The following is a 23,178-nucleotide window of genomic DNA, read 5'->3' as shown; positions in this document are numbered from 1 at the left end:
CTTAATGCTTTAAATTATTTTATAATTTCTATTGTATTTCCGTCTTGTAAGTTAATTTGACCAGTCACAATTACCGATTCTCCGTCAGATAATCCGTTGATAATTTCTACCTGATCTCCCAAAATTCTACCTGCAGTTACTTTTCTTAATTTTGCAATACCTTTTTCAGCTACAAAAATCTCATTACTGCTTACACTCCCTACAAACGCATTTCTAGGTACAACCATAAGATTTTGTTTTTGTCGGTTAGATGCAAAATTTGCTGTTCCATACATACCTGCTTTCAGGTCATTATTGGAATTATTTGCGATTTCAATTTCAACAGGGAAGCTTAAAGTTTCATCTGCTTTTGAAGCTATAAAAGTAATTTTTCCGGAAAAAGTTTTATCAGGATAAACACTTGCTGTTACATTTACAGGGTTTCCTAATTTTAAACTTGCCACCTGATTTTCGTTTACAGTAACCGTTAGTTTTAATTTAGAAACATTTACAATGTCAAACAATTCAGTTGCTGGTGTAGCTGATAAAATAGATCCCGGTTCGATATATTTTTTATTGATGAACCCGTTTATTGGAGCTTTAACTCTGGTATCTCCAACATTAATATTGGCTTGTTTAAGACTGGATTCAGCATTTGTTAAAGCTAATTTTGCCTGATCCAGTTGTTGTTTAGTAACACCACCTGTTTTAAAAGCATTTTCATATCTGCTATAATCCGATTTTGCGTTTTGGTAAGTTGCTTGTGCTTGTTGTGCACTTACATTAATTACATCTCCTCTAACAGTTAATAAAGCCTGGCCTACTCTTACATAATCGCCTTCTTTTACTAAAACACTGATTACTTTTCCGGATTTTTCTGCAGAGAAAGTCAATTCCTGAATAGGCTCAAAGTTTCCGTTAGCAACGAAATCCAATGAAACTTCTTCTGTTTTTACAGGAGATACTTTAACTGATACTGCCGCATTTTTCTCTGCTACAATATCTGTTTTAGCTTTATTCTCCGCTTTATTTTTAGTTAATACGAATCCAATTAGTGCTAATGCTCCAACTATGACTACAATCGATATAATAATTTTTCTCATTTTGTTAGTTATTTAATAAGTGTTTTAAGTTCGCCTTTTGATTTGATAAGTGCTACTTCAGCTAATTTGTAATCTAATATTGCTGAGGTATAATTGTTTTGTGCTTCGATAGATGCATTTTCTGCATCTAATAAATCTGTTAATGAAGCCAGTCCCTGTAAATAATTATTTTTAGTATTATTCAGAATTTCGTCTGCCAAAATCATATTCTCTTTTTGATTTTCAATCGTAGTCAAACTATTCTGAATTTGAGTCGTTGCATTTTTATATTCTAAATCAAGTGAAAGTTTGGTGTCTTTAATATCTTCCTGAAGTGATCGGATTTTTACATCTGCCTGTCTTACTTTTGCACGGGTACCAAATCCTGTAAAAATTGGTACTTTTAAATTCAATCCAATTGATGAGTAATCTGACCAATACACTCCATCTGCCGGTTTTGCAAACCAAGGTAATTCAGGACCTTGTCCTATATAATTATATCCGGCAGTCAATGAAAGCGTAGGATAGTATTCTGCTTCAACTGATTTTTTCTGAAAGTTTAGCAATTCTTCTTGTTTTTTCAAAAGCAAATACTCAGTTCTGTTTGCAGTATTCGGAGCTTCACTTAATGCAGCCGGAGTCACTTCAAATTCAGATTGTGGAATCTCGATTTGAGTTTCCATAGGCATTCCAATATAAAATTTTAAAGAATTTTCCTGTAACTGTACAGCATTCAAATTTTGCTGACGTTGTGTACTGATGTTTGACAGTTTTACATTTACTCTGTCCAAATCAATTTTCTTTGCCAGTCCGTTATCAAATTGTCCTTTAATAATGTCACGAACTTTAGTAGTATTGACATAATTGCTGTCTAATAAAATTAATTTCTGACGTTGAACATACACCTGATAATAATTATTTGCGACTCTTTCAATTACTTGTTCTTCTGTTAACTGATCATTGATCTGATAAAATTGACGGGTAGATTTAGCTGCTTTTAAACCTGTAAAAACAGATTGATCAAACAAAGCCTGAGTTAATGAAATCCCGGCTCCTGAAGTCCATTTTTGACCAAAAGCGGCCTGAATTGTTGTTCCTGGCTGACCAAATCCTGCTCCATCAATTACTGTAGTTTGTATAATCGGATTATGTGTTAAATTTCCATTTGCTGAAATTTGTGGTAATGCGCGGGAACGAACTTCCTGAATTTGATATTCACTGTTTTCAACGTCTAATTTTGCTTTTTTTGCATCAGCTTTATTTTGAAGTGCATAAGTGACAGCATCTTTTAGTGTTAAAGTTGTGACTTGTGCATTGACTGACAGACCAATTGTACACAAAAATATAAGAATTATTTTTTTCATAGATTATAGATTGATGATTATGTAGTAATTTTTTTGAGTTGTTTTTCTAATTCTGTTATGCCTTCAGGTGTTGCCATTGCTCTGGTATGATATTCCAAAGCTTCTAATTCCATTTTTTGGGCTTCTTTTTCCGAAACTGTATTTTCGTTAATATGAAAAATCAAAGTGTAATAAAATTTAACATAAACCTCTTTATTTAAATCTTCACGATATAATTTTTCCCGAATTCCTTTTTCGATATTCTCTTTAAACCATTGACTGCACAGATCAATTTCCGTAGTCATTATATTATGATAGATTTCCGGATAATGCTTTTTTAACTGATATATAGGAGAAGAATCAATATTGTTTTTAAACATGTCACAGAACATTTCTCTGATTTCAAAATTTTCATGAATAGCATTATGATTTTTAGCAACTATGGTATCAATAATTTCATGTACCTGCTTATGAACCATTGAAGTGCTTTCTACTATTAAAACCTCTTTATTGCAGAAATATTTGTAAATCGTTTTTTTAGAAATACACATTTCACCTGCAATATCATCCATGGTGACACTCTTAAAACCAAGTTTTAAGAACAGTTCACTCGCTTTGGCTATTATTTTATCTTTCATTTTAATTTTCAAATTGACTTACAAATATAAGAAGGAAACTTTTCCCGTAAAAATAGTTTCCGTTATTTTGTAATAATTTTACATTAATTTATTCTTCTAAACTTAAGATTTATATGCTAAATTCTAAATTGGCAATTAGTTTAATATCTTTCCCCAGCGCTAATCCTCCATTATGATTATATGAATTATAATCCAGCCCAAAGTCTTGACGTTTAATATCCGCTTTAATTTCAAAAGCTACTTTTTTTTCTCCATTGTAGGTGTTAACCCCAATAAATTCAGCATCAAGCTCAACTACTCTGGTAACATCTTTTATGGTTAAATCACCTTTAAAAAAATTAATGTTATTGTTTACTTTTTGAAAAGAAGTAGATTTAAAGCTTATAATTGGATGTTCATTTACATTAAACAGATCGTTGAGCTGCAAATGCGTATCAATTTGTTGAAAACTGTCTTTCTTATTGTTTATGTCCAAAGAGAATTCAACCGAAGCATCTTCAATTTCGTTGTTTTCAATATTTACATAACCTTCAAATTGGTTTGTAGTTCCTCCCATGTAGGCAATGATCGAATGTCTCATTTTTATCAAAACATCTGATTGGCTAGAATCTATGGTCCATGTAGTTTTCATAAATATTTGGTTTGTTTTAGTTTATATATCATCTAAACCTTTCCTTGGAAACTTTTTCAGTGTTTAGAGTTTCCAATTGAAAGCGCAAATATAAACAGGAAACTTTAAAAACCAAAAAAGTTTCCAAGTTTTTTTTAAAATAATTTTGAAAAGGCTTTTTTTGAAAGTAATTTTTAAATTAGAATCCCTTTATAATTATTAAAGTAATAATTCATATATGAATTGTATCTTTGAGCCTCGCAAACCAGATTTCATTTTATGCATACTATTAGTCAATACCAGGATTTTTTTATCAGTTATTTAAAAAACCAAAACATACATAAAGAGCCGGAAAATCTCTACGAACCTATTGAATATATCTTAGGACTTGGCGGTAAACGCATGCGTCCGGTATTGACTTTGATGGCAGCTGAAGTTTTTGACGCCAATTATAAAATAGCGCTTCCGGCAGCGATGGCAGTAGAGGTTTTTCATAATTTCTCCCTGGTGCATGACGATATTATGGATGATGCACCTTTGCGAAGAGGAGAAATAACCGTTCATGAAAAATGGAATATTAATACCGGAATTCTTTCCGGAGATGCGATGCTTATTCTTGCATACCAATATTTTGAACAATACGAGCCAAATGTGTTTGTTGCTTTAGCAAAATTATTCAGTAAAACAGCACTTGAAGTTTGTGAAGGGCAGCAATGGGATGTCGATTTTGAAACCCGCAAGGATGTTACAATCCCGGAGTACCTGAAAATGATCGAATACAAAACAGCGGTTCTGGTAGCTGCTGCCATGAAAATGGGGGCTATTGTAGCTAACACTACTGAAAAGGAGGCCGATTTAATTTATGATTTCGGATTAAATTTAGGTCTTGCATTTCAACTTCAGGATGATTATTTAGATGCTTTTGGAGATCCTGAAACTTTCGGGAAACAAGTAGGAGGTGATATTATAGAAAATAAAAAAACCTATTTGTACCTTAAAGCATTAGAGTTTGCCGATTTAAATGACAAACAACGATTACTGGAATTGTTTGAAAGTGAAATAGAAGATAATTCAGTTAAAATTGAGCAGGCTAAAACTATTTTTATTGCTTCAGGAGCAGATAAAATAACTCAGGAAGCTATAGAAGAGTATACATTAAAAGCTTTCAGTACTCTGGATAAAATGAATATCGATAACGATAAAAAAGAAATTTTAAGAAGTTTTGGTCAAAATTTAATGCAAAGAAATGCATAGTTTTTAACCTTAAAGAGTACGCTTTTCAATATAAACCTGATGGATAAAATAGAAACGGTTTTTTTAAATTCTGAAACAAATAATGTAAAGCTGCAATTCTTTTTTGCAATATGTTTTCCGTTTTTCACAGTTTTGGCATTAGGAATTGATTCTGTTTTTTTTACAGAACACTATTTTGACGCGAGACAGCTTACAAATCTGTTAAGCATCCTTTATTTTGCAGGTTTCTTTTTTGCCTCAGAACCTCGCTTAAGAAAACTGATGCTTATTATGGTTGGACTTTCCTATATTGGGGAGTTAATTTTTTGTAAACTATTAGGAATGTATGAGTATAGAACTCCAATGATTCCTTTGTATGTGCCTTTTGGACATGCTATTGTTTATGCCTCAGGTTATGTTTATGCAAATACCAACTGGTCAATTAATAAAGAGTCTTCTTTAAGAAAATATTTCCTTTGTTTTTTTGCTGTTCTGTTTTTAAGTGTTGGAATATTTTTAAAAGATTATTTTTCGTTATTTTTTGGAATCCTGTTTTTTTTACTTTTAAAAAGAAAAAGCTGGCAGAATCTTTATTGTTTTATTGCGCTTTGTGTTATATTTATTGAGTTGGCAGGGACTTATTTTAAGTGTTGGGCATGGAATCCTGATGTGTTTGGATTTATTCCCACATCAAACCCTCCAATGGGAGCTGTTTTTTTCTATGCCGGCGGAGATGTATTACTGGCTAAAATTGTAGGTGCCTGGGAAAATAAAAAGAAAATAGAATGAATTTCATTGCTCCAAAATCAACTGAATTATTGCTTCGGGAAGCCGAAAGTGAGGCGTTATATCTAAAATTAATTGAACAAATTAATAAGGATTTTAATCTTGCAAACGAAGGAATTGATTTTCCGTTGAGTATTACTCCCGATGAATTAAAAATCCAGCTGCACGAAAAAATCTATCGAATGATTCAATATAAATTTGCTGAATATCTGAATCTCCTTTATATAATAGACGTTTCGGAAATCGAAATAAAACAACTCGATGGCTCTGATTTAGTAATTTTAGCCGAGCAGGTTTCTTTTTTAATCTTAAAAAGAGAATGGCAGAAGGTTTGGTTTCGAAATAATTTTAAATAGAGGTGCAAAGGCACAAAGTTGCAAAGTAACAGAGGTTTCTCTTTACTGTCATTAAAATGCAATATAAAACTTTGAACCTTTGTTGCTCTGAGCCTTTGAACCCTTTTTAAAAATAAACCCTCACAAAAGGCATAAAAGCAGATCCGTAAAGACTTCTATCAGCATTAAACAAAATATCATAACGACCGCCAATAGTAACGTTTCCGGTTCTGTAACCGGCTCCCAGAAACAATGCGGTATTCCAATAATTTTCTGAAAAATCTGCACCAACATATTCGTATTCTGTGTTTACACGAACTTGCTCTAACTCAGCTGATAATTGAATTTGCGGAATCGGATTTACCAATCCTATAAGACTTCCTCCATACACATAAGAATGATATTCGTTTTTAGATGACAAATAACCAAATTGCAAACCAACACCAACTGCAACGATCTCATTTACATTATAAATCGCACTCGGCATTACTGAAATATCAGTATAACCGGAACCAATTCCGAGACCCAATCCGCCTCCAAACTGAACCTTATCCCAAAATTGATTAGTGTTATCGATTACATTATTTTGATCCTGAGCATTTATAAGATTTGAAAACAGACAAATCAAAATCACAAAAAATGATTTGAAAACGACTGAAAGATGAATTTTTCTCATAGTTAGGTCAATTTTTAACAAATTTTTACGTAAAAGTACGTAAAAAAACGATTTAAATAATATCGATTGTTGTACTTTTGCCATTCTATTTAACAAAAAGTATATTCACACATATTATGGATAGGTTTTCATTTTTAAATGCAGCGCATACAGAGTTTTTCGCACAATTATATGATCAGTATTTAGTAAATCCGGATAGCGTTGAGCCAAGCTGGAGAAGTTTTTTCCAGGGTTTCGATTTTGGAATGACGACTTATAATGACGAAAATCCGGTTCAGCAAATCGTTGAATACGTAACTAGCGACAACACAGATTACAGTAAGGTTTCAGAAAAATTACAAAAAGAATTTAATGTTTTAAAATTAATTGATGGCTACCGTTCACGTGGTCATTTATTCACTAAAACAAATCCGGTTCGTGATCGAAGAACTTCATCTCCGACTTTGGATATAGAGAATTTCGGATTGACAACAGCTGATCTTTCTATAGTTTTTGATGCTGCACAGGTTATTGGTGTTGCACCTTGTACATTGCAGGATATTATTACCCGTCTTAAAGCAATTTACTGTCAGCATATCGGTATTGAATATATGTACATCAGAAATCCTGGTGTTGTAAAATGGATTCAGGATAAATTAGCTGTAAATGTTAATCAGCCTAATTTTTCTACAGAAGAGAAACAAACTATTCTTAATAAATTAAATCAGGCCGTTTCTTTCGAGAACTTTTTGCATACTAAATATGTAGGTCAAAAACGTTTTTCATTAGAAGGTGGAGAAACTATTATTCCTGCTTTGGATGCTTTGATTGAAAAAGCTGCTGAAAAAGGAGTAGAACAATTTGTAATGGGAATGGCTCACCGTGGTCGTCTGAATGTTTTGGCAAATATCTTTGGCAAATCAACTCAGGATATTTTTGGTGAATTTGACGGTAAAGATTACGATCAGGAATATTTTGACGGTGACGTAAAATATCACTTAGGTCTTACAGCCGATAAAAAAACAAGAACAGGAAAAAGCATCAATATCAATTTAGCACCAAACCCTTCTCACTTAGAAACTGTTGGAGCTGTTATTGAAGGTATTACAAGAGCAAAACAAGATAAATATTATGCTGATGATTTCTCAAAAGTATTACCTATAGCCGTTCACGGAGATGCTGCAATTGCAGGTCAGGGTATTTTGTATGAAATTATTCAGATGGCACAATTAGACGGTTACAAAACCGGAGGTACAATTCATATCGTAATCAACAATCAGGTTGGTTTTACAACAAATTATCTTGATGCCCGTTCATCAACTTATTGTACAGATGTTGCCAAAGTAACACTTTCGCCTGTATTACACGTAAATGCTGACGATGCAGAAGCGGTTGTACATGCAGTATCTTTTGCATTAGATTACAGAATGGAATTTGGACGTGATGTATTTATCGATTTATTAGGATATAGAAAATACGGTCATAACGAAGGTGATGAACCTCGTTTTACGCAACCTGTTTTATATAAGATTATTGCAAAACATCAAAATCCAAGAGACATTTATGCAGAGAAATTATTGTCAGAAGGAGTTATCGATGGTAATTATGTAAACGGATTAGAAAAAGAATACAAAGCAGATCTTGAACAAAATTTAGAAGCATCCCGTAAAAAGGCTTTGACAATCATAACACCGTTCATGCAAAATGAATGGAAAGGATTTGAGCAGGTTTCTGATGATGCGATGTTAAAAAAAGTAGATACATCTTTCGCTAAAAAAGGACTGGATTCTATTATAAAAACAATATCAACTTTACCATCCGATAAAAAGTTCATTAACAAAATAACCAAAATTGTATCGGATAGAAAAACAGGGTATGATAATAATACTTTAGATTGGGGAACGGCAGAAGCATTAGCTTACGGTTCACTTTTAACTGAAGGATTTGATGTTCGAATTTCAGGTCAGGATGTTGAGCGTGGTACTTTCTCTCACCGTCATGCGGTAGTTAAAGTAGAAGATTCTGAAGAGGAAGTAATCTTATTGAACAATATCGAAAACAAAAAAGGGAAATTCGGAGTCTTCAATTCTCTTTTATCAGAATACGGAGTTTTAGGATTTGATTACGGTTATGCTTTGGCAAACCCAAAAACCCTAACTATTTGGGAAGCACAATTTGGGGATTTCAGTAATGGAGCGCAAATTATGATTGACCAGTATATTTCTTGTGGAGAAGACAAATGGAACAACCAAAACGGTATTGTTTTATTATTGCCACACGGATACGAAGGCCAGGGTGCTGAACACTCTTCGGCAAGAATGGAGCGTTATTTACAACTTTGCGCAAGACATAATATGTATGTAGCCGATTGTACAACGCCAGCGAACTTCTTTCACTTGTTGAGAAGACAAATGAAAACGAATTTCCGTAAACCTTTAGTTGTTTTCTCTCCAAAAAGTTTGTTGCGTGATCCAAGATGTGTGTCTTCAGTTGAAGAATTAGTAAAAGGAAGTTTTCAGGAAACCATCGACGATAATACTGTAAACAAAAAAGATGTAAAAACATTAGTTTTCTGTACAGGTAAATTCTATTATGATATTGTTGCCGAAAGAGAAAATAATGGAAGAAAAGATGTTGCAGTAGTTCGTATCGAGCAATTGTTCCCTTTCCCGGTTGATCAGATCAAAGAAATTATCGCACAATATCCAAAAGCTGATGATTATGTTTGGGCACAGGAAGAGCCTAAAAACATGGGAGCTTACAGCTTCATGTTAATGAACTTTGACCTTGTAAAATGGAGATTAGCATCATTAAAAGCTTATGCTGCTCCGGCTGCAGGAAGTTATACACGTGCAAAACGCCGTCACGCAGATGCAATCAGAATGGTATTCGATAAAAATTTATTCAGATAAAAAGAATGTTTCAAGTTTAAAGTTTCAGGTTTAACGCTAACATGAAATTTTAAACAATTAAAACTTTAAACAAAAATAAGATGATTTTAGAAATGAAAGTCCCATCACCAGGGGAATCAATAAAAGAAGTAGAAATTGCAACTTGGTTAGTAAAAGACGGAGATTATGTAGAAAAAGATCAGGCTATTGCCGAAGTTGATTCAGACAAAGCAACTCTTGAATTACCAGCTGAAATGAGCGGAATCATTACGTTAAAAGCAGAAGAAGGTGATGCAGTAGCAGTAGGAGCCGTAGTTTGTTTAATTGACACAAGTGCAGCAAAACCTTCAGGAAACGCTCCGGTAGCTGAGGCTCCAAAAGCGGAAGCGCCTAAAGCAGAAGCACCAAAAGCGGAGGTTAAGGCAGAGGCTCCAAAAGCAGCACCAGCTGCAGCAGCAACATATGCTACCGGAGCTCCATCTCCTGCAGCAAGAAAAATATTAGACGAAAAAAACATAGCACCGGCAACAGTTTCAGGAACTGGAAAAGGTGGAAGAATTACAAAAGATGATGCTGTAAATACAGTGCCTTCAATGGGAACTCCAACTGGTGGAAGCCGTGGAACTGAGCGTACAAAATTATCAATGCTGCGTCGTAAAGTAGCTGAAAGATTAGTAGCTGCTAAAAACGAAACAGCAATGCTGACTACTTTCAACGAAGTTAACATGACGCCAATCAACCAGATTCGTAATGAATACAAAGATGCTTTCAAAGCAAAACATGGTGGTCTTGGTTTAGGCTTTATGTCGTTCTTTACAAAAGCAGTTACAAGAGCTTTACAATTATATCCTGATGTGAACTCAATGATGGATGGTGATTATAAAATTGCTTACGATTTTGCAGATATTTCAATAGCGGTTTCAGGACCAAAAGGATTGATGGTTCCTGTAGTTCGTAATGCTGAACTTTTAACTTTCCGTGGAATCGAAGCTGAAATTAAAAGATTGGCTTTAAGAGCACGTGACGGGCAAATCACTGTTGATGATATGACTGGTGGAACATTTACTATTACAAATGGTGGTGTTTTCGGAAGTATGTTATCTACACCAATTATCAACCCTCCACAATCAGGAATCTTAGGAATGCACAACATTATCGAGCGTCCGATTGCTGTAAACGGTAAAGTTGAAATTCACCCAATGATGTACGTAGCACTTTCTTATGACCACAGAATTATCGACGGACGTGAGTCAGTTGGTTTCCTGGTTGCTGTTAAAGAAGCATTAGAAAATCCTGTAGAATTATTGATGAACGGAGATGCTAAAAAAGCATTGGAGTTGTAATTTTTATAATAATTTCTATAAAAAAGCCGTTTTTGTAAACGGTTTTTTTAGTATTATTAGTCACTTTAAAGCGGATTTATCCCATAAAGTAGTTGGGATGAACTCAAAAAAACTTTTTTAGTCCAAAAGGATGACAAAAAAATGGCTATCAAAAATAGATGTTTTTGATAGCCATTCTTCTATATTAGGACTTTTTATTAATTATCCATTAACAATAATTGTTGGATCCCATATAAAATAACCATACAATTGCATTGTACCAGATTGTCTGTTTAAAACATAAAGAGCAAAACTAATGTTGTATTGTTCTGTACCACTTGTAATCACATCTGCCTGATAAAACCAATAAGTCATTGAATTAACAATTTGAATAGGCAGAGGAGAAGTTCCTACTGAAGGTTGGATTCCTGGGGCAGTAAATACTTTGGACGTAAAATCCCCAAATACATTTGAACCTCCAAATTTTTGTATATTATAGATTATGACAGCATTGTTGAAATTGTCATATTCAGATACAGCATTAAAGCGAACTACATCTCCGGAAAGTGCATTAATAGTTAGATCAGCAGTACCGCTTCCTGTACTTCCGGCCAGATTAGAACTCACCATATATTGGTATTGATGTCCTATTCCTGTTGGATTGTTGGAGTCTTTACTTCCTCCATTTGGGTAATCATTCTGGATTTTATCCGTATCAATAATTACTTGGATGTTGGTAATTTGTGCAACATTGTTTAATGCTGCTTCTAGAATTTGCGAGTTTTTTAATTCTGAATCCATTTTATTTAATTTTTTGATTTTACCTACTCTTTTTTCAGTTTTTCGGTTTTCACTGTTGTTATATTATAAGGCTAAATTAAAATAGTATTTACAATCTAATTAGCGTATAAATACCTGATTTTAAATTGATTAAAAATAATTTTTGTTCTAATGTTTTACTTTTCAATTTACAATTGAAAATTTAGCTTCATTTTTTTAATCTTAATAAAAAGCTAACACAAGATTTTTTTTAGCCAAAGCCAAAGAATAAATGGGTTTATATTCCCAGAATTGTTTTTTTTAACCTGAGTTCGATTATTGTCTAGATGCCAATGCGATGATTATCATTGGTTACAATAAAATAAATTGCGTCTGGCTTTAACCAGATGTTAAAATTTACAAATGAATAAAGGCTTTAGCCGAAACTTTATTGGTCTCAGGTCGGGGTTTAAAACCCTGCAATTTATTGCAGTACTTTAGTAATGCGAAAAAATATAAAACATTAGCTTTAAATTGACCTAATATCAGTTTTAAAATAGAGAGACTTTCAGTCTCTCGTAAAATCAAACCTCTGCACTGAAAGTGCAGAGTGGTTTAGTAAAATTTGGCTAAGCCAATTTACATCTTCCTTTTAAAAATGGGCTAAAGCCCATTCCTATTGATTTTTTTACTAAAACAATAATCAACCGCTTCCGCTTATATCTCCGACGTGAGTACACCTGAAAACAGAGCCAAAAATTTCGGAATGATTGGTTCCGCTTTTGGATTAGGGTTTATAATTGGGTCTGTTATAGGAGGTATTTTAGGTCATTACGGATCCAGAATTCCATTTTATGGAGCAGCAGTTTTATGCTTACTGAATTTCTTATATGGTTATTTTATTTTGCCGGAATCATTATCAAAAGAAAGCAGAAGACCTATTAATTTGAAAAGAGCCAATCCAATTGGCGCCTTTTTAAATTTAAAGAAATACCTGCGCTTTATGGATTATTGTTTGCGCTGTTTTTAATTTATGTTGCGTCCCATGCGGTAGAAAGTAACTGGAGTTATTTTACAATGTACAAATTTAGCTGGGATGAAAAAATGGTAGTATTTCGTTAGGTGTTGTCGGGGTTCTAGTAAGTTTGGTTCAGGGTGGTTTGATACGATGGACAAGCAGAAAATTAGGAAATGAAAAAAGTATTTATATTGGAATGACATTATATGCCATTGGAATGTTTTTGTTTGCTTTTGTTTCAGAAAGCTGGATGATAATTCAATTTGAATTCAACCCATTCACTTTCGTTTGGTTGTTTAATCAAATCATTTACGATATTTATTAACTTTTTTTGCTCCATAATCAAATAACCATCAAATAAGAATATCCAGTATTTACTGGGGTTACAAGTAAAAACACATCTATTTGTCAAATAACTATCAAATAAGGCTCTTTTTTTACTTTAATTTGTTAATAACTTTTACTTTATTTTTAATAGGTTTTGTTTAGTCGTTGTTGTATTAATTATTTCAAATACAAATAATGGTTATAATAATCAATAATACCTTTACCTTCCATCAAAACATCAGCGCCAATAATGCCGTGAACAGATTTTGCTTTGTATTGCTGTAAAGCTTCATTGACATGTGAAAGGTCAAAAATCACGATACCGAAATCAGTATTTTTCCAGGAACCTATTTGCATGGAATTATGCTTAGAAATTTGTGTTTCCATTCCGGTTCCGCCTGCTCCGGAAGCCTTGGTCTTTGAATTTTTTGTAGTTAATTTAAATCGTTCAATACTTTCAAAACCCACACAGGAATTGGAAGCTCCGGTGTCTAAAATAAAATTTCCTGAAACATCATTTATTTTTACTTTAATCAATAAATGTTGTGTTTTGATGATTTTAAATTTTATTTTTTTGTATTTTTCTTTTTTGAGGACTTTCTGAAGATCTTCCATTTCGATAATGATTGAAAATCAAAAATAAACCAATTGCGGTCAATATACTAATGATATACACGATATAATTTGAAGATTTTTCAGGATTAGAAATAGTTCCGTAATACACAAAAGCACTCCAATAGTAAGGTGATTTTTTAGCATTTGAAATATTTGAATCATTTAGGAAATCGCGTTTTGCATTGGCATTTGCTTCAAAATAGGATTGTTTGTTTTTGATGTTTTGATAAAAATCAGCCATAAAAACAGAAGTCGTATAATCGTTTACTTTCCATAACGAAAACAATAAATTTTGAGCTCCGGCAAACTGAAAACCTCTTGCAACACTCATCGCGCCTTCGGCTCTATACAATTTTCCTATTCCGGTTTCGCAGGCACTCAAAACTACCAAATCCGGTTTTATATTAAGATTATACAACTCAGAATATAATATTTCCTGATCATAGAATTTAATACTCGCTGGCGTTTCTGTATCACCCGAAGAAGCATGTGTGCTCAAATGCAGAATAGAATAATTAGCCGCATTGTTTTTGAAATTTGAAAACGTTGCATTATTATTTTCGAAAAACTGACCTTCAAAATTCTTCTTGATTGATTGTAATTCATTCTTAGAAAATGTTAAGGCAAAATTGGTTTTTTCGAAAACCGGAAAAATTCCCAAAACTGTTTTTTTAGTATTTGAAAATGGAATTGAGTTCAAATAAAATGAAGCAGAATTGTTGTAAGCAACATTAAAATCATTTAGCAAATAATGCATTTTTGCAAAATTTGTAGTTTTGGATTCTTTTGTAATCAAAGCTTCAAAAGGCAAAAAACTCAGAATACCATCAGGAATAACGATGAGGTTTTTATGCTTTTTATAAGACGGAATTTTTAATATTCGGTATATGCTTTCACCAATCCGATTATAATTTTGAGGATTATCTGCTATCGCATTTGGATTATTGAAAAAGCGGATAAATCCCATCAGACTTGTAAAGCAGGTGCCTTCCAGAGAAATATAATGAAGTGTTATTTTTTTATTCTCAATTGTAAAATTATAAATGCAATTGGCACCAAAAAAATATTCAACCATCGTCGCCTTGTCTTCCTCTAATTTGACATATAATTTTTGTAAATCAAACTCGCTATTGGTTTCTTTGGCAGTTTTGGTTTGATCTTTTTTAAGAAGCAGCATCAATTCGTTTTGTTTTTTGATGGCTTCATTAATTTTAGAAATATCGGCCAATTCCAGTTTTTGCTGTTCTTTTACAATAACCGTATTCCAGTTTTGAAGCTGCTGCAGAATGAGTTTTTCTTCTCTTGAAAGAATTTGATGATCATTGAGTCGACTCTTTAAAACAACAGATTTGGTTTGTTCCGAAAGTAAAAAAGCGTTTTCGATATAACTTATTTTCTTTTCTTTTTCATAAAGAGAATAATAAATAGCTATACATTTTTCAGTTCGGTTCCGATTTCTGATTTGTGTTACGATTTTGGAATTTTCATACACCAAAAGTGACTGGAACAAATCTTCGATATAAAACGAAAGTGTATAACTTTTTAATGCATTTTTAGGCTGGCTTTGTACCAGATAAATTTCAGCCTGTAAATCTAAAACATCAAGTAAAACAGTTTCTGCATACAGCGAATTTTGATTAGGCAGGACACTTTTTATATTCGAATAATTTGGAAGAAGCGTTTTAAAAACAGCTGTAATATTCTGGTTTGCATCACTTATTTTTCTTTGCTTGAAAGAAATAAAAGCAGCTTCGTAATAAAACTGCGCTATTTTTCGGGGTTCCTGATTTGGTATTTTATTGAATTCAATTTTGGCTTTTTCAAAATATTCCGTGGCTTTATTCAAATCATTGCGTTCCATGTTTAGTTTGGCTAAATTTCGGTAAGAATTGGATAAAGTTTCAGTTTGTGATTTATCATTTTCTAATAATGAAATAGCTTTCAGAAATGAATTTTCAGCCTTATCAAAAGCATTTGTTTTAATTAAAAAACCTTTCGTTGTCAGGAAATAATTAGTTCCTAAATTGTTTAATAAAAGACCTTTTTGAGTTGGGGTTAATCTTTCTGTTTGAATTGTCTTTTCGATTAAATCAATTGCTTTGTAAACATTCCCCGTGTTTTGATATACGTTTGATAAATTAAGAATTGCTGCCACTTTCTGAGGTTCATTTTTCTCCAGGTTTGCAATAAAATAATATTGTTTAATGGTGTTTTCGGCATTGTCGTAATCGCCCAAAATGGTATATAAATTACCTAAAGGTTTCAGGCAATATTCGATAATATCGTAATTTCTGAGTTTGTTTTTTTGGTAAATCTGCCAGGCTTTTTCATAGCTTTTTATTGCATTTTCCGATTGTCCAAATTGGTTTTCATAATAAGCTTTGTTGCAATTTAAAACCGCAATCGCCAATAACTCATCTTTAGATTTTGGTTTTGGGCTTTTCCAGAAAGCGGTTTCAGTGTTGGTAAGATTTTGTAACGCTTTCGCAGAAGGATGAGCAACAAAAACATCAATTGCGTTATATATTTTATCTTCCTGATGTTGTCCCCAAACTGTTAGGTTTAGGAAAAGAAAAATTAAAACATATAAGTTATTTAAGTTCATATTATAGTTGGAATAGTATTGTGAAGTGTCCGTCTGAGCGGAGTCGAAGACCTTTTCAATTATGAAGCCTTCGATTCCGCTCAGGGTGACATTTGAATTTTAAAATTTCCAAATTCCATAAAACTGGAAATAATTAAAATTCTGTTCAAAATTAATTACATAACGCGCCCCCAGACTTGGGCCAATTCTGGCAAATCCGGCTGTTAAATCGAATAAAAGCCCTGTTTTTAAATTTGTCAATGAGTTTTTAGCTGAGTTTGATTCTGTTCTTGTGCTAATTATGAGTTTATCCGAATCACCCTCAAAAAGGTCTATTCGTCTACTCTGATTCTGCTCTTGCGAAACATTTATGTTAGTTTGAAAACCGGCACCAATTCCTATGTAGTTGTTAATGTTGTAGCGAATAAGAACCGGGACTTCCCAATTGACACTTTTGTTTTCGGTACTTGTAGTGGTACGCTGTCTTTGTTTTACACCGTTTGCATTGGTAATTGTTTCATCAACTACATTAACCGAACTATCATATTTATTTAAGCTATTGACCCATTCTGCCTGCCAGTAAAAGCGATACGACTTGAAAGGTGAAATAGTTGCACCAACAAAATAACTGGTCGAATTATCTAAATTAGGATAGAAATTATATCCGGCTTTAACACCAATCGATATTCCTGGTAAAAATCGGGTAGTGGCGTAGTTGGTAATAATAGGTTCATTTTTGTCGAAAATAATTGCCGTTCTGCTTCTGGTGTTTACTTTATGAAAGTCTTCGTTGAATTTCATTGAATACCGGACAAAACCTTTGGTTGAGTCTTTTTCATGTACATTTTTTTGTTCACTTCCAGGTAAATAAATATTTTTAAACGTAAAGAAAATTTGTTTTTGTTTGATAATCGTATCCAAACAGCTTACGGTTGGTTCTTCGCCTTTTGGACAAATTGGGCATTCAGGATACATGCCTTCAATTTGAAATGTTTTTTTATCAAACATATCCGGAATATCGGTTTCTAAGCGAATCATCCTTGCTGGTCCTTCGCCATTATTCTGAAAACGAGTTTTAAATTTTACTCTTTTAAACCGTACCAGACGATAGTTGATTAAACTTCCGTTAGACCCCATTTTATTAGGATCGTGAGAGGTTACGATTTCCATTTCGAGGTTTTTTATTTTATGGTTTTTAAAACTTCGGTTTGGAACAAATATCCCTCGCATAGTTACCGTTGCGCTGGTATCCTTAATCATTTCGGGTGTAGTTTTAAAAGTATAAAAAACATTATGGGTTTCACCGGGATTGACATCGTCAAATTCTAAAACAGAAACATTATGATAGGTTTTATGGGCGTCTGATAATGATGCATCGAGATCTTCTTCGGTAGTTGTGTTTCGGTATTTTTTTATTTTTAAAGTGTTGTCGGCTGAAGCCAGATAATTTTTGGTGTCATCAAGATCGTCAACAGCTGCGACAATGTTTTCTTTTATTTCGCGTTCGTTGGCATACGTTCTAAAATCGACTAATTCGAAATTATTGCTTTTGAATTGTTTTTCGTTATAAAAAAGATACAGCTTACCGCTGGAAACATAGTTCTCTAAATTTTGATAACCCACTACAACGACCATTTCCTGTTCCGGAATTGGGTCGCAATTTTTCAGGATTTCGAATCCGTTTTGATCGGCAATTGATGCAATATCTTTGTAATTAGTATCGGTTATGTCATTTACAGCCACTTTTTTTGGGCGTGTAGCCGGAGGTTTTCCGTTGTCGTAATTATTGGTTACGGCAAGTCGGGTGGTATAAGTTCCTTTGTTTTTGTAAACATGTTTTGGTTCGGCTTCTTTACTGAAATGACCGTCGCCCAGTTCCCATAAATACGAATAACTTGGTTTTGGAGCACCCGCAATCGGAATTAAGGGCGGAGTTTCGGGTTTAAAAGTAACCTGATTTCCGTTTTGGTTGTAAATGATATTGGCTCTTCGGGTTATGGTGTCTTTTACTTTGATTTGCGAGAAGGAGACAATTGAAAACAGAGCAAATAAAACAGATAGTAGTGGTGGTTTCATAACTAGAGAGGTTTTTAGCCCTGATGGAAGTGGCATCCTTTTGTGCCGGAGTTCGGCATAAAAGATACAACGGACAGCAGGATTAGCTTCTGAAAATCATCAGAATCAATTTAAAACAGGTTTAAATGTAAAAAAAAGTGATGAGCAAATCATCACTTTTTCTTAAAAAAGTATTTGTAAGTTACTGAATAGCATTGATTGCGGCTACCAGTTGAGCTTCGCTGCCGACTGTTGTTTCTGCTAAAGTAAAGCTGTAGGTTTGGTTTGCAGCTATTGTTACACCTTTGATTGCATAACGCCATTGACCATTATCTTCTGTGGCAAAAATGATGTGACAAGCCAATCCAACCGGGATTTGTCCGTAGTGCTCGCTGAATAATCCTGCTGCTGTATAAGTATCTAATTTTGCTAAAGCATTTTGCCCTTCTCCATCGTATGATAAATAAATCGCACAATTATCATTGTCGTAACCTTCGGGAGCATCAACAAGTATAGTAGTTTTAGGTCTTGGATCACTGTAGAATTTATCAACGTTTGTCCATCCAAAATTTCCAAATGTTACATAATAATTGTTTCCTTCACCCTGAACACCGCCTTTTCCTCCGGTACCGTCAGCACCATCTTTGGCTTCTCTCCAAACTAAATCGTCTGCATCCTCAGTGTTTCCAAACCATAGTGTCATGGCATTGTCCAAACCTCCTGTTAAATTTGTTGGTACCAACAGATTGATGCTGCATGTAGTAGCTAATGCTTGTCCGCCTTGTGTGGCTTTGATGAAAAATTCACCACCTGAAATTAATAAGTTTTTGTTTCCGTCAGCCATTAAACCCATGGTTGGTTTATTGGTTACAAGCATATCGCCTTTGTCAAAAAGCTCTACATATTCAATATCGATTGCTCCGGTTACGGCATTTCCTGCTTTAGTCAGACAACTTCCGTTGATATTGATTTTAACTCCTTTTGCAGATGTAAGCGTGATAACTCCTGCTCCGGCTGTTGCCGTAAAATGTTGTGTTTTTCCTGCCAAAGCTTCATCTCTGACAGCAGCAAATTCTGTTGATGATGGTGGCGTAACTGTATTATCTCCATCACTGTCATCACAGCTTACAAATGTTGCGATTGCTAAAAATAATAATCCGATTTTTTTAAAATTTGTGTTCATGATTTCTAATTTTTTATAAATCTGTCTTGAAAAATTTCAAGTGGTTTCAGATTCCGGTTGTTAATTATCGTTTTTGTATTCTTATATCAATTCGGGTTTGATATTGTTACCCTTGTTTTTAAAATTTATTTTCTAATCCTTTTTATATGGTTATATCAATTGGCTTTTTAAATTGTTACCCCTGTTTTTAATTTTTTTTTAAAATTTATTTGGAGAGGCATTTTTCTTCAAAAACATTTCCGTCTTCATCAAGGGCAACAAGTATTTCTTTATTACCTGAAAGTTTAATCAGTATATAAAACCAGACGATTGACCAAAGCCCCAGAGTTATAAAAACCAAAGCCAGATGAAATGAAGGGTCCATTTGTTTTTTGGCTTTGCTTAAAACAACATACGGCAGTTTATCATTACGTTCTATTATGACAAATCCGTTACGGATTTTGGCTGAAAGCGTTTCCTGGAATTTGGCAAAATCTTTCTCGGTTGTAAATTGATAACTTTTCATTTTGATGTGATTTTGATTCTTAAAAAAACATTTGTTAGGCTATATCAATTTGTTTTTATAATTGTTACCCCTCTCCTTTGATTTTTTTTCAGATTCTTTTTTTTACTTTAGCTGATAATTTTTAATATGGAAAAACAGACAATTCATCCTGACCAAATGTATATCGAAGGACTGGCGAATAATAATTCGGCAGTAATTCAGTCTATTTATAAAAAGTTTGTTCCTAAAGTTGTTTACTTTATAAAGAACAACTCGGGAGATGAAGATCAGGCGCAGGATGTTGTTCAGGAGGTCATGATTGTACTTTTTAATCAGGCAAAAGCCAATACGCTGCAGCTGACTTGTCCGTTTGATGCCTATTTCTTTTTGCTGTGTAAAAGGAGATGGTTGAATGAATTGAAAAAAACATCAAATAAAGGGGTAACAATCAACGAGGATTTGGCATCTATAAAAGAATCAACTCAGGAAATGGTTTTACAAACCGAAGCTTTCGATGAAAAACAGCAGCTTTTTGATATGATGTTTCAAAAGTTAGGGGATAAATGCAAAGAACTTTTACAATGGAGTTTTACGCTTAAAACCATGGAAGAAGTAGCCGAAAAGCTCAATGTAACCTATGGTTATGTCCGTAAAAAGAAATCGTTGTGCGTAGGACAGTTAACGCAGTGGATTCAGGAAGCCAATTCTATAAATCGTTAAAAAGAACCCCATCATGAACGAAGAAAAATACATATTGTTTGATCAGTATCTTCAAAATGAAATGACAATTGAAGACAAAAAAGATTTTGAACGCCAATTGGCGGAAGATAAATCGTTTGCTTCTTCGTTTGAAACTTTTAGAGAAATGCATTTTCAACTGGCAAATAAATTTGGGATTGAAGAAGAGCGTGAAGCTTTTAAATCAAACCTTAAAACTATTTCTAAAGCACATTTCAAATCGTCTGAAGCAAAAGTAATTAAACTTAAACCATGGTATGTGGCTGCTGCAGCATCGGTTGCTGTTTTAATTGGGATTTTCTTTTTTAATCAGAATTCAAATCCAAATTTTGAAGATTTTAATCAGCAGGAACAAGCTTATTTTGCCGAAAGAGGTGATGTCAATGTAACTTTAAAACAAGCAGAAACAGCTTTCAATGCTAAAGATTATAAAAAGGCAATTCCGCTTTTTGAAATCATTTTGAAAGATAATAAATCTGCTGAAATTCAATATTTTTATGGAATTTCCTTATTGGAAATGAATCAGTTTTCGAAAGCGGAAGCTATTTTTAACCAATTAAAATCGGGGACTTCCCTCTACAAAAATAAAGCAGTCTGGAACCTGGCTTTGTCTAAATTAAAACAAAAAAACTATAAAGCCTGCAAAGAAATTTTATTGACTATTCCTTCTGATTTCGAGAATGAAGAGCAGGTTCAGAAATTGTTGAAAGAGTTGGATTAAAATTTCTACCATAAAAAAAAACAGAAATTACAAAAGAGACAAATTCACATTGTCTCTTTTTTTGTGCTAAAAAGTAGAAATCAAATTTTAATATCTAAATTCGGTTTATCTAATCTGCCAAAAACGAAACTTCTTTTCATGAAAAAAATTACCCTGTTACTACTTGTTGTACTTTCTCAAACCATATTTGGAAATACCAAAATTTCTGAAACCGAAAAACTGACTGCTACCTGCAAAGTCTGGGGTTTCTTAAAATATTATCATCCAAAAGTTGCCAATGGCGAATTTAATTGGGATCAGCAGCTTATTGATGTTTTACCAAAAATAGAAAAAGCTCAAACCAAAGAAGAGTTTTCATTAGTTCTGGAAAACTGGATTGATAATCTTGGGCCAGTCAAAGAAATTGCACCAATTGTACAACCAAAAGATGTTGAGTATTTTGATGAAAATTTCGATTTAAGTTGGTTTAATAATAAGTTGTTTTCTAAAAAACTTTCTAAGAAACTGAAGTTTATTGAAGATAATAGATTTCAAAGTAATGAGGAATTCGAGATGGGTTTTGATGCTTTAAAAAATGTGAAAAATTACTTCGATCTTGATTATAATAATAAAAGCTCCAGAATAGTAATGTTGTTTGCCTATTGGAATTTAATAGAATATTATTTTCCGTACAAATATGTAATGGATCAAAAATGGGATTTGAGTTTAGAGCAAACCTTACCACTTGTTATTGATGCTAAGAACGAAAGCGATTTTTATATTATAATGAGAAAATTGTCGAGTAAACTCAATGACGGCCATGTTGAGTTTTATATATATCCTTCTCCGTCAAGTTCTGAAATTAGGAGATATTTTCCCGCTGACGGAAAGATAATTAATGAAAAAATGGTCGTTACAGCAATTTTGGGCGATAGTTTGGCTCAGGCAGATGATATAAAAATTGGTGATGTAATTACTAAAATAAATGATAAAACAATAAGAGAGATTATCTTAGAAAATAGAGATTTGATTTCCGCTTCGAATGAGCCTAAATATTTAGACAAGTTGGTTGAGAAAATTTTATTAAGCAATTCGGATACTGTGAAAGTAGAGTTTTTAAAAGATGACAAGTACATTACAAAAACAATGACGTGGTATAATTATCATGATTCTCACAGAAATGAATTTAAGAAAGGAGCTATTAAAAAAAAGGAAAAATTTAAACTTCTGGATAATAATATTGGTTATGTCGACATGGGTGTAATAAAGGACAGACATGTTCCAGATATGATTGAAGCTTTAAAATCCACAAAAGCAATTGTTTTTGATATGAGAAATTATCCAAAGGAAACGTACGAGTCGATTTCTAATTTTTTAAATCCGCATGCAAAAGAATTTTGTATTTACACCATGCCTTGTCTTAATTATCCGGGTCGATATGTTTGGACAACAGAAGGAAGAAAAGCTGGATTTGAAAACAAAGATAATTATAAAGGAAAAGTTATTGTATTGCTAAATGAAAAGTCAATAAGTCAGTCAGAATGGACGGCTATGTGTTTCCAAACGGCAGGCAACACAACAATTATCGGAAGTCAAACGGCAGGGACGGATGGAAATGCAATAGATATTGATTTTAAAAAATTTCATACCAGATATACAGGAATTGGTGTTTATTATCCAGATCGTCGTGAAACACAAAGAATCGGTATAGTTCCGGACATTGAAGTAAAACCAACCATAAAAGGAATTCAGGCAGGAAAAGATGAGGTTTTAGAACGTGCTTTGGTATTTATTGAAACTGGGAAATAGTTTTATTTGTCATTTTCTGTAAAGGTTTAATT

At 33.3% G+C, this 23,178-nt stretch carries 19 protein-coding genes and 1 pseudogene; 9 read left to right on the top strand and 11 right to left on the bottom strand.

Annotation, left to right across the window (positions count from 1 at the left end; translation table 11 throughout):
* Nucleotides 1–14: 14 nt before the first annotated feature.
* The 4 genes from PMI10_RS14090 to PMI10_RS14075 form a co-directional block, all read right to left on the bottom strand.
* Nucleotides 15–1,082, bottom strand: a complete 1,068-nt coding sequence (locus PMI10_RS14090; protein WP_007809073.1) for an efflux RND transporter periplasmic adaptor subunit — start codon at nt 1,080–1,082, stop codon at nt 15–17.
* Nucleotides 1,083–1,090: 8 nt separating this feature from the next.
* Nucleotides 1,091–2,425, bottom strand: coding sequence for a TolC family protein (locus PMI10_RS14085; protein WP_007809071.1), 1,335 nt, complete (start codon nt 2,423–2,425; stop codon nt 1,091–1,093).
* A 17-nt stretch (nt 2,426–2,442) separates the two neighbouring features.
* A complete protein-coding gene (locus tag PMI10_RS14080) occupies nt 2,443–3,042 on the bottom strand; it encodes a TetR/AcrR family transcriptional regulator (protein ID WP_007809069.1) in 600 nt (199 codons plus the stop codon).
* Nucleotides 3,043–3,151: 109 nt separating this feature from the next.
* The gene (locus PMI10_RS14075) at nt 3,152–3,673 is read right to left on the bottom strand and encodes a YceI family protein (protein WP_007809067.1); all 522 of its coding nucleotides are present in this window, start codon (nt 3,671–3,673) and stop codon (nt 3,152–3,154) included.
* 258 nt (nt 3,674–3,931) lie between these two features.
* Here PMI10_RS14075 and PMI10_RS14070 point away from each other — a divergent pair, with 258 nt between their 5' ends.
* Genes PMI10_RS14070 through PMI10_RS14060 form a run of 3 tightly spaced genes read left to right on the top strand, consistent with a single transcriptional unit; the run spans nt 3,932 to nt 6,027 of the window.
* The gene (locus tag PMI10_RS14070) at nt 3,932–4,906 is read left to right on the top strand and encodes a polyprenyl synthetase family protein (RefSeq protein WP_007809064.1); all 975 of its coding nucleotides are present in this window, start codon (nt 3,932–3,934) and stop codon (nt 4,904–4,906) included.
* Nucleotides 4,907–4,945: 39 nt separating this feature from the next.
* Nucleotides 4,946–5,674: a hypothetical protein gene (locus tag PMI10_RS21735; protein WP_007809062.1), complete on the top strand. Its 729-nt coding sequence runs from the start codon at nt 4,946–4,948 to the stop codon at nt 5,672–5,674.
* Nucleotides 5,671–6,027, top strand: coding sequence for a hypothetical protein (locus tag PMI10_RS14060; protein ID WP_007809060.1), 357 nt, complete (start codon nt 5,671–5,673; stop codon nt 6,025–6,027). The genes PMI10_RS21735 and PMI10_RS14060 overlap by 4 nt, the downstream gene beginning before the upstream one ends.
* 106 nt (nt 6,028–6,133) lie before the next feature.
* On the opposite strand, the gene PMI10_RS14055 is transcribed toward PMI10_RS14060, so the two are convergent.
* The gene (locus PMI10_RS14055; RefSeq protein ID WP_035631910.1) at nt 6,134–6,682 is read right to left on the bottom strand and encodes a hypothetical protein; all 549 of its coding nucleotides are present in this window, start codon (nt 6,680–6,682) and stop codon (nt 6,134–6,136) included.
* Between the two features lie 116 nt (nt 6,683–6,798).
* On the opposite strand from PMI10_RS14055, the gene PMI10_RS14050 reads away from it, so the two are divergent.
* Together PMI10_RS14050 and odhB are read left to right on the top strand one after the other, a co-directional pair.
* Nucleotides 6,799–9,573 (top strand): 2-oxoglutarate dehydrogenase E1 component, encoded by a 2,775-nt coding sequence (locus PMI10_RS14050; protein ID WP_007809056.1) that lies wholly within the window; start codon nt 6,799–6,801, stop codon nt 9,571–9,573.
* A gap of 80 nt (nt 9,574–9,653) precedes the next feature.
* Nucleotides 9,654–10,895, top strand: coding sequence for a 2-oxoglutarate dehydrogenase complex dihydrolipoyllysine-residue succinyltransferase (gene odhB, locus PMI10_RS14045; RefSeq protein ID WP_007809054.1), 1,242 nt, complete (start codon nt 9,654–9,656; stop codon nt 10,893–10,895).
* Between the two features lie 201 nt (nt 10,896–11,096).
* On the opposite strand, the gene PMI10_RS14040 is transcribed toward odhB, so the two are convergent.
* Complete coding sequence (locus PMI10_RS14040; protein ID WP_007809052.1) at nt 11,097–11,675, bottom strand: inclusion body family protein; 579 nt, start codon at nt 11,673–11,675, stop codon at nt 11,097–11,099.
* Between the two features lie 661 nt (nt 11,676–12,336).
* Between PMI10_RS14040 and PMI10_RS14035 the strand changes: the two are divergent.
* A pseudogene (locus PMI10_RS14035) lies at nt 12,337–12,916 on the top strand (MFS transporter); the annotation flags it as partial.
* A gap of 239 nt (nt 12,917–13,155) precedes the next feature.
* Here PMI10_RS14035 and PMI10_RS14030 read toward each other — a convergent pair.
* From PMI10_RS14030 to PMI10_RS14010, 5 genes are all read right to left on the bottom strand, one after another.
* Complete coding sequence (locus PMI10_RS14030) at nt 13,156–13,593, bottom strand: retropepsin-like aspartic protease (protein ID WP_007809047.1); 438 nt, start codon at nt 13,591–13,593, stop codon at nt 13,156–13,158.
* The gene (locus PMI10_RS14025) at nt 13,538–16,198 is read right to left on the bottom strand and encodes a CHAT domain-containing protein (RefSeq protein WP_007809045.1); all 2,661 of its coding nucleotides are present in this window, start codon (nt 16,196–16,198) and stop codon (nt 13,538–13,540) included. The genes PMI10_RS14030 and PMI10_RS14025 overlap by 56 nt, the downstream gene beginning before the upstream one ends.
* 99 nt (nt 16,199–16,297) lie before the next feature.
* Nucleotides 16,298–18,253, bottom strand: coding sequence for a PKD domain-containing protein (locus PMI10_RS14020; RefSeq protein WP_007809043.1), 1,956 nt, complete (start codon nt 18,251–18,253; stop codon nt 16,298–16,300).
* Nucleotides 18,254–18,434: 181 nt separating this feature from the next.
* On the bottom strand, nt 18,435–19,415 hold the full coding sequence (locus tag PMI10_RS14015; protein WP_007809041.1) for a hypothetical protein: 981 nt from the start codon (nt 19,413–19,415) through the stop codon (nt 18,435–18,437).
* Between the two features lie 205 nt (nt 19,416–19,620).
* Nucleotides 19,621–19,920 carry a hypothetical protein gene (locus PMI10_RS14010; protein WP_007809038.1) on the bottom strand — a complete coding sequence of 100 codons (300 nt, stop codon included), beginning with the start codon at nt 19,918–19,920 and terminating at the stop codon, nt 19,621–19,623.
* A gap of 126 nt (nt 19,921–20,046) precedes the next feature.
* Here PMI10_RS14010 and PMI10_RS14005 point away from each other — a divergent pair, with 126 nt between their 5' ends.
* The 3 genes from PMI10_RS14005 to PMI10_RS13995 all read left to right on the top strand — a co-directional run bounded on the left by PMI10_RS14005 (nt 20,047) and on the right by PMI10_RS13995 (nt 23,146).
* Complete coding sequence (locus PMI10_RS14005) at nt 20,047–20,619, top strand: RNA polymerase sigma factor (protein ID WP_007809036.1); 573 nt, start codon at nt 20,047–20,049, stop codon at nt 20,617–20,619.
* Between the two features lie 13 nt (nt 20,620–20,632).
* Nucleotides 20,633–21,358 carry a tetratricopeptide repeat protein gene (locus PMI10_RS14000; protein ID WP_007809033.1) on the top strand — a complete coding sequence of 242 codons (726 nt, stop codon included), beginning with the start codon at nt 20,633–20,635 and terminating at the stop codon, nt 21,356–21,358.
* A gap of 138 nt (nt 21,359–21,496) precedes the next feature.
* A complete protein-coding gene (locus tag PMI10_RS13995; RefSeq protein ID WP_007809031.1) occupies nt 21,497–23,146 on the top strand; it encodes a S41 family peptidase in 1,650 nt (549 codons plus the stop codon).
* Nucleotides 23,147–23,178 lie beyond the last annotated feature (32 nt).

It is taken from the genome of Flavobacterium sp. CF136 (assembly GCF_000282055.1).
Lineage (GTDB): Bacteria > Bacteroidota > Bacteroidia > Flavobacteriales > Flavobacteriaceae > Flavobacterium.
This window is presented reverse-complemented; position numbering and strand designations above follow the sequence as displayed.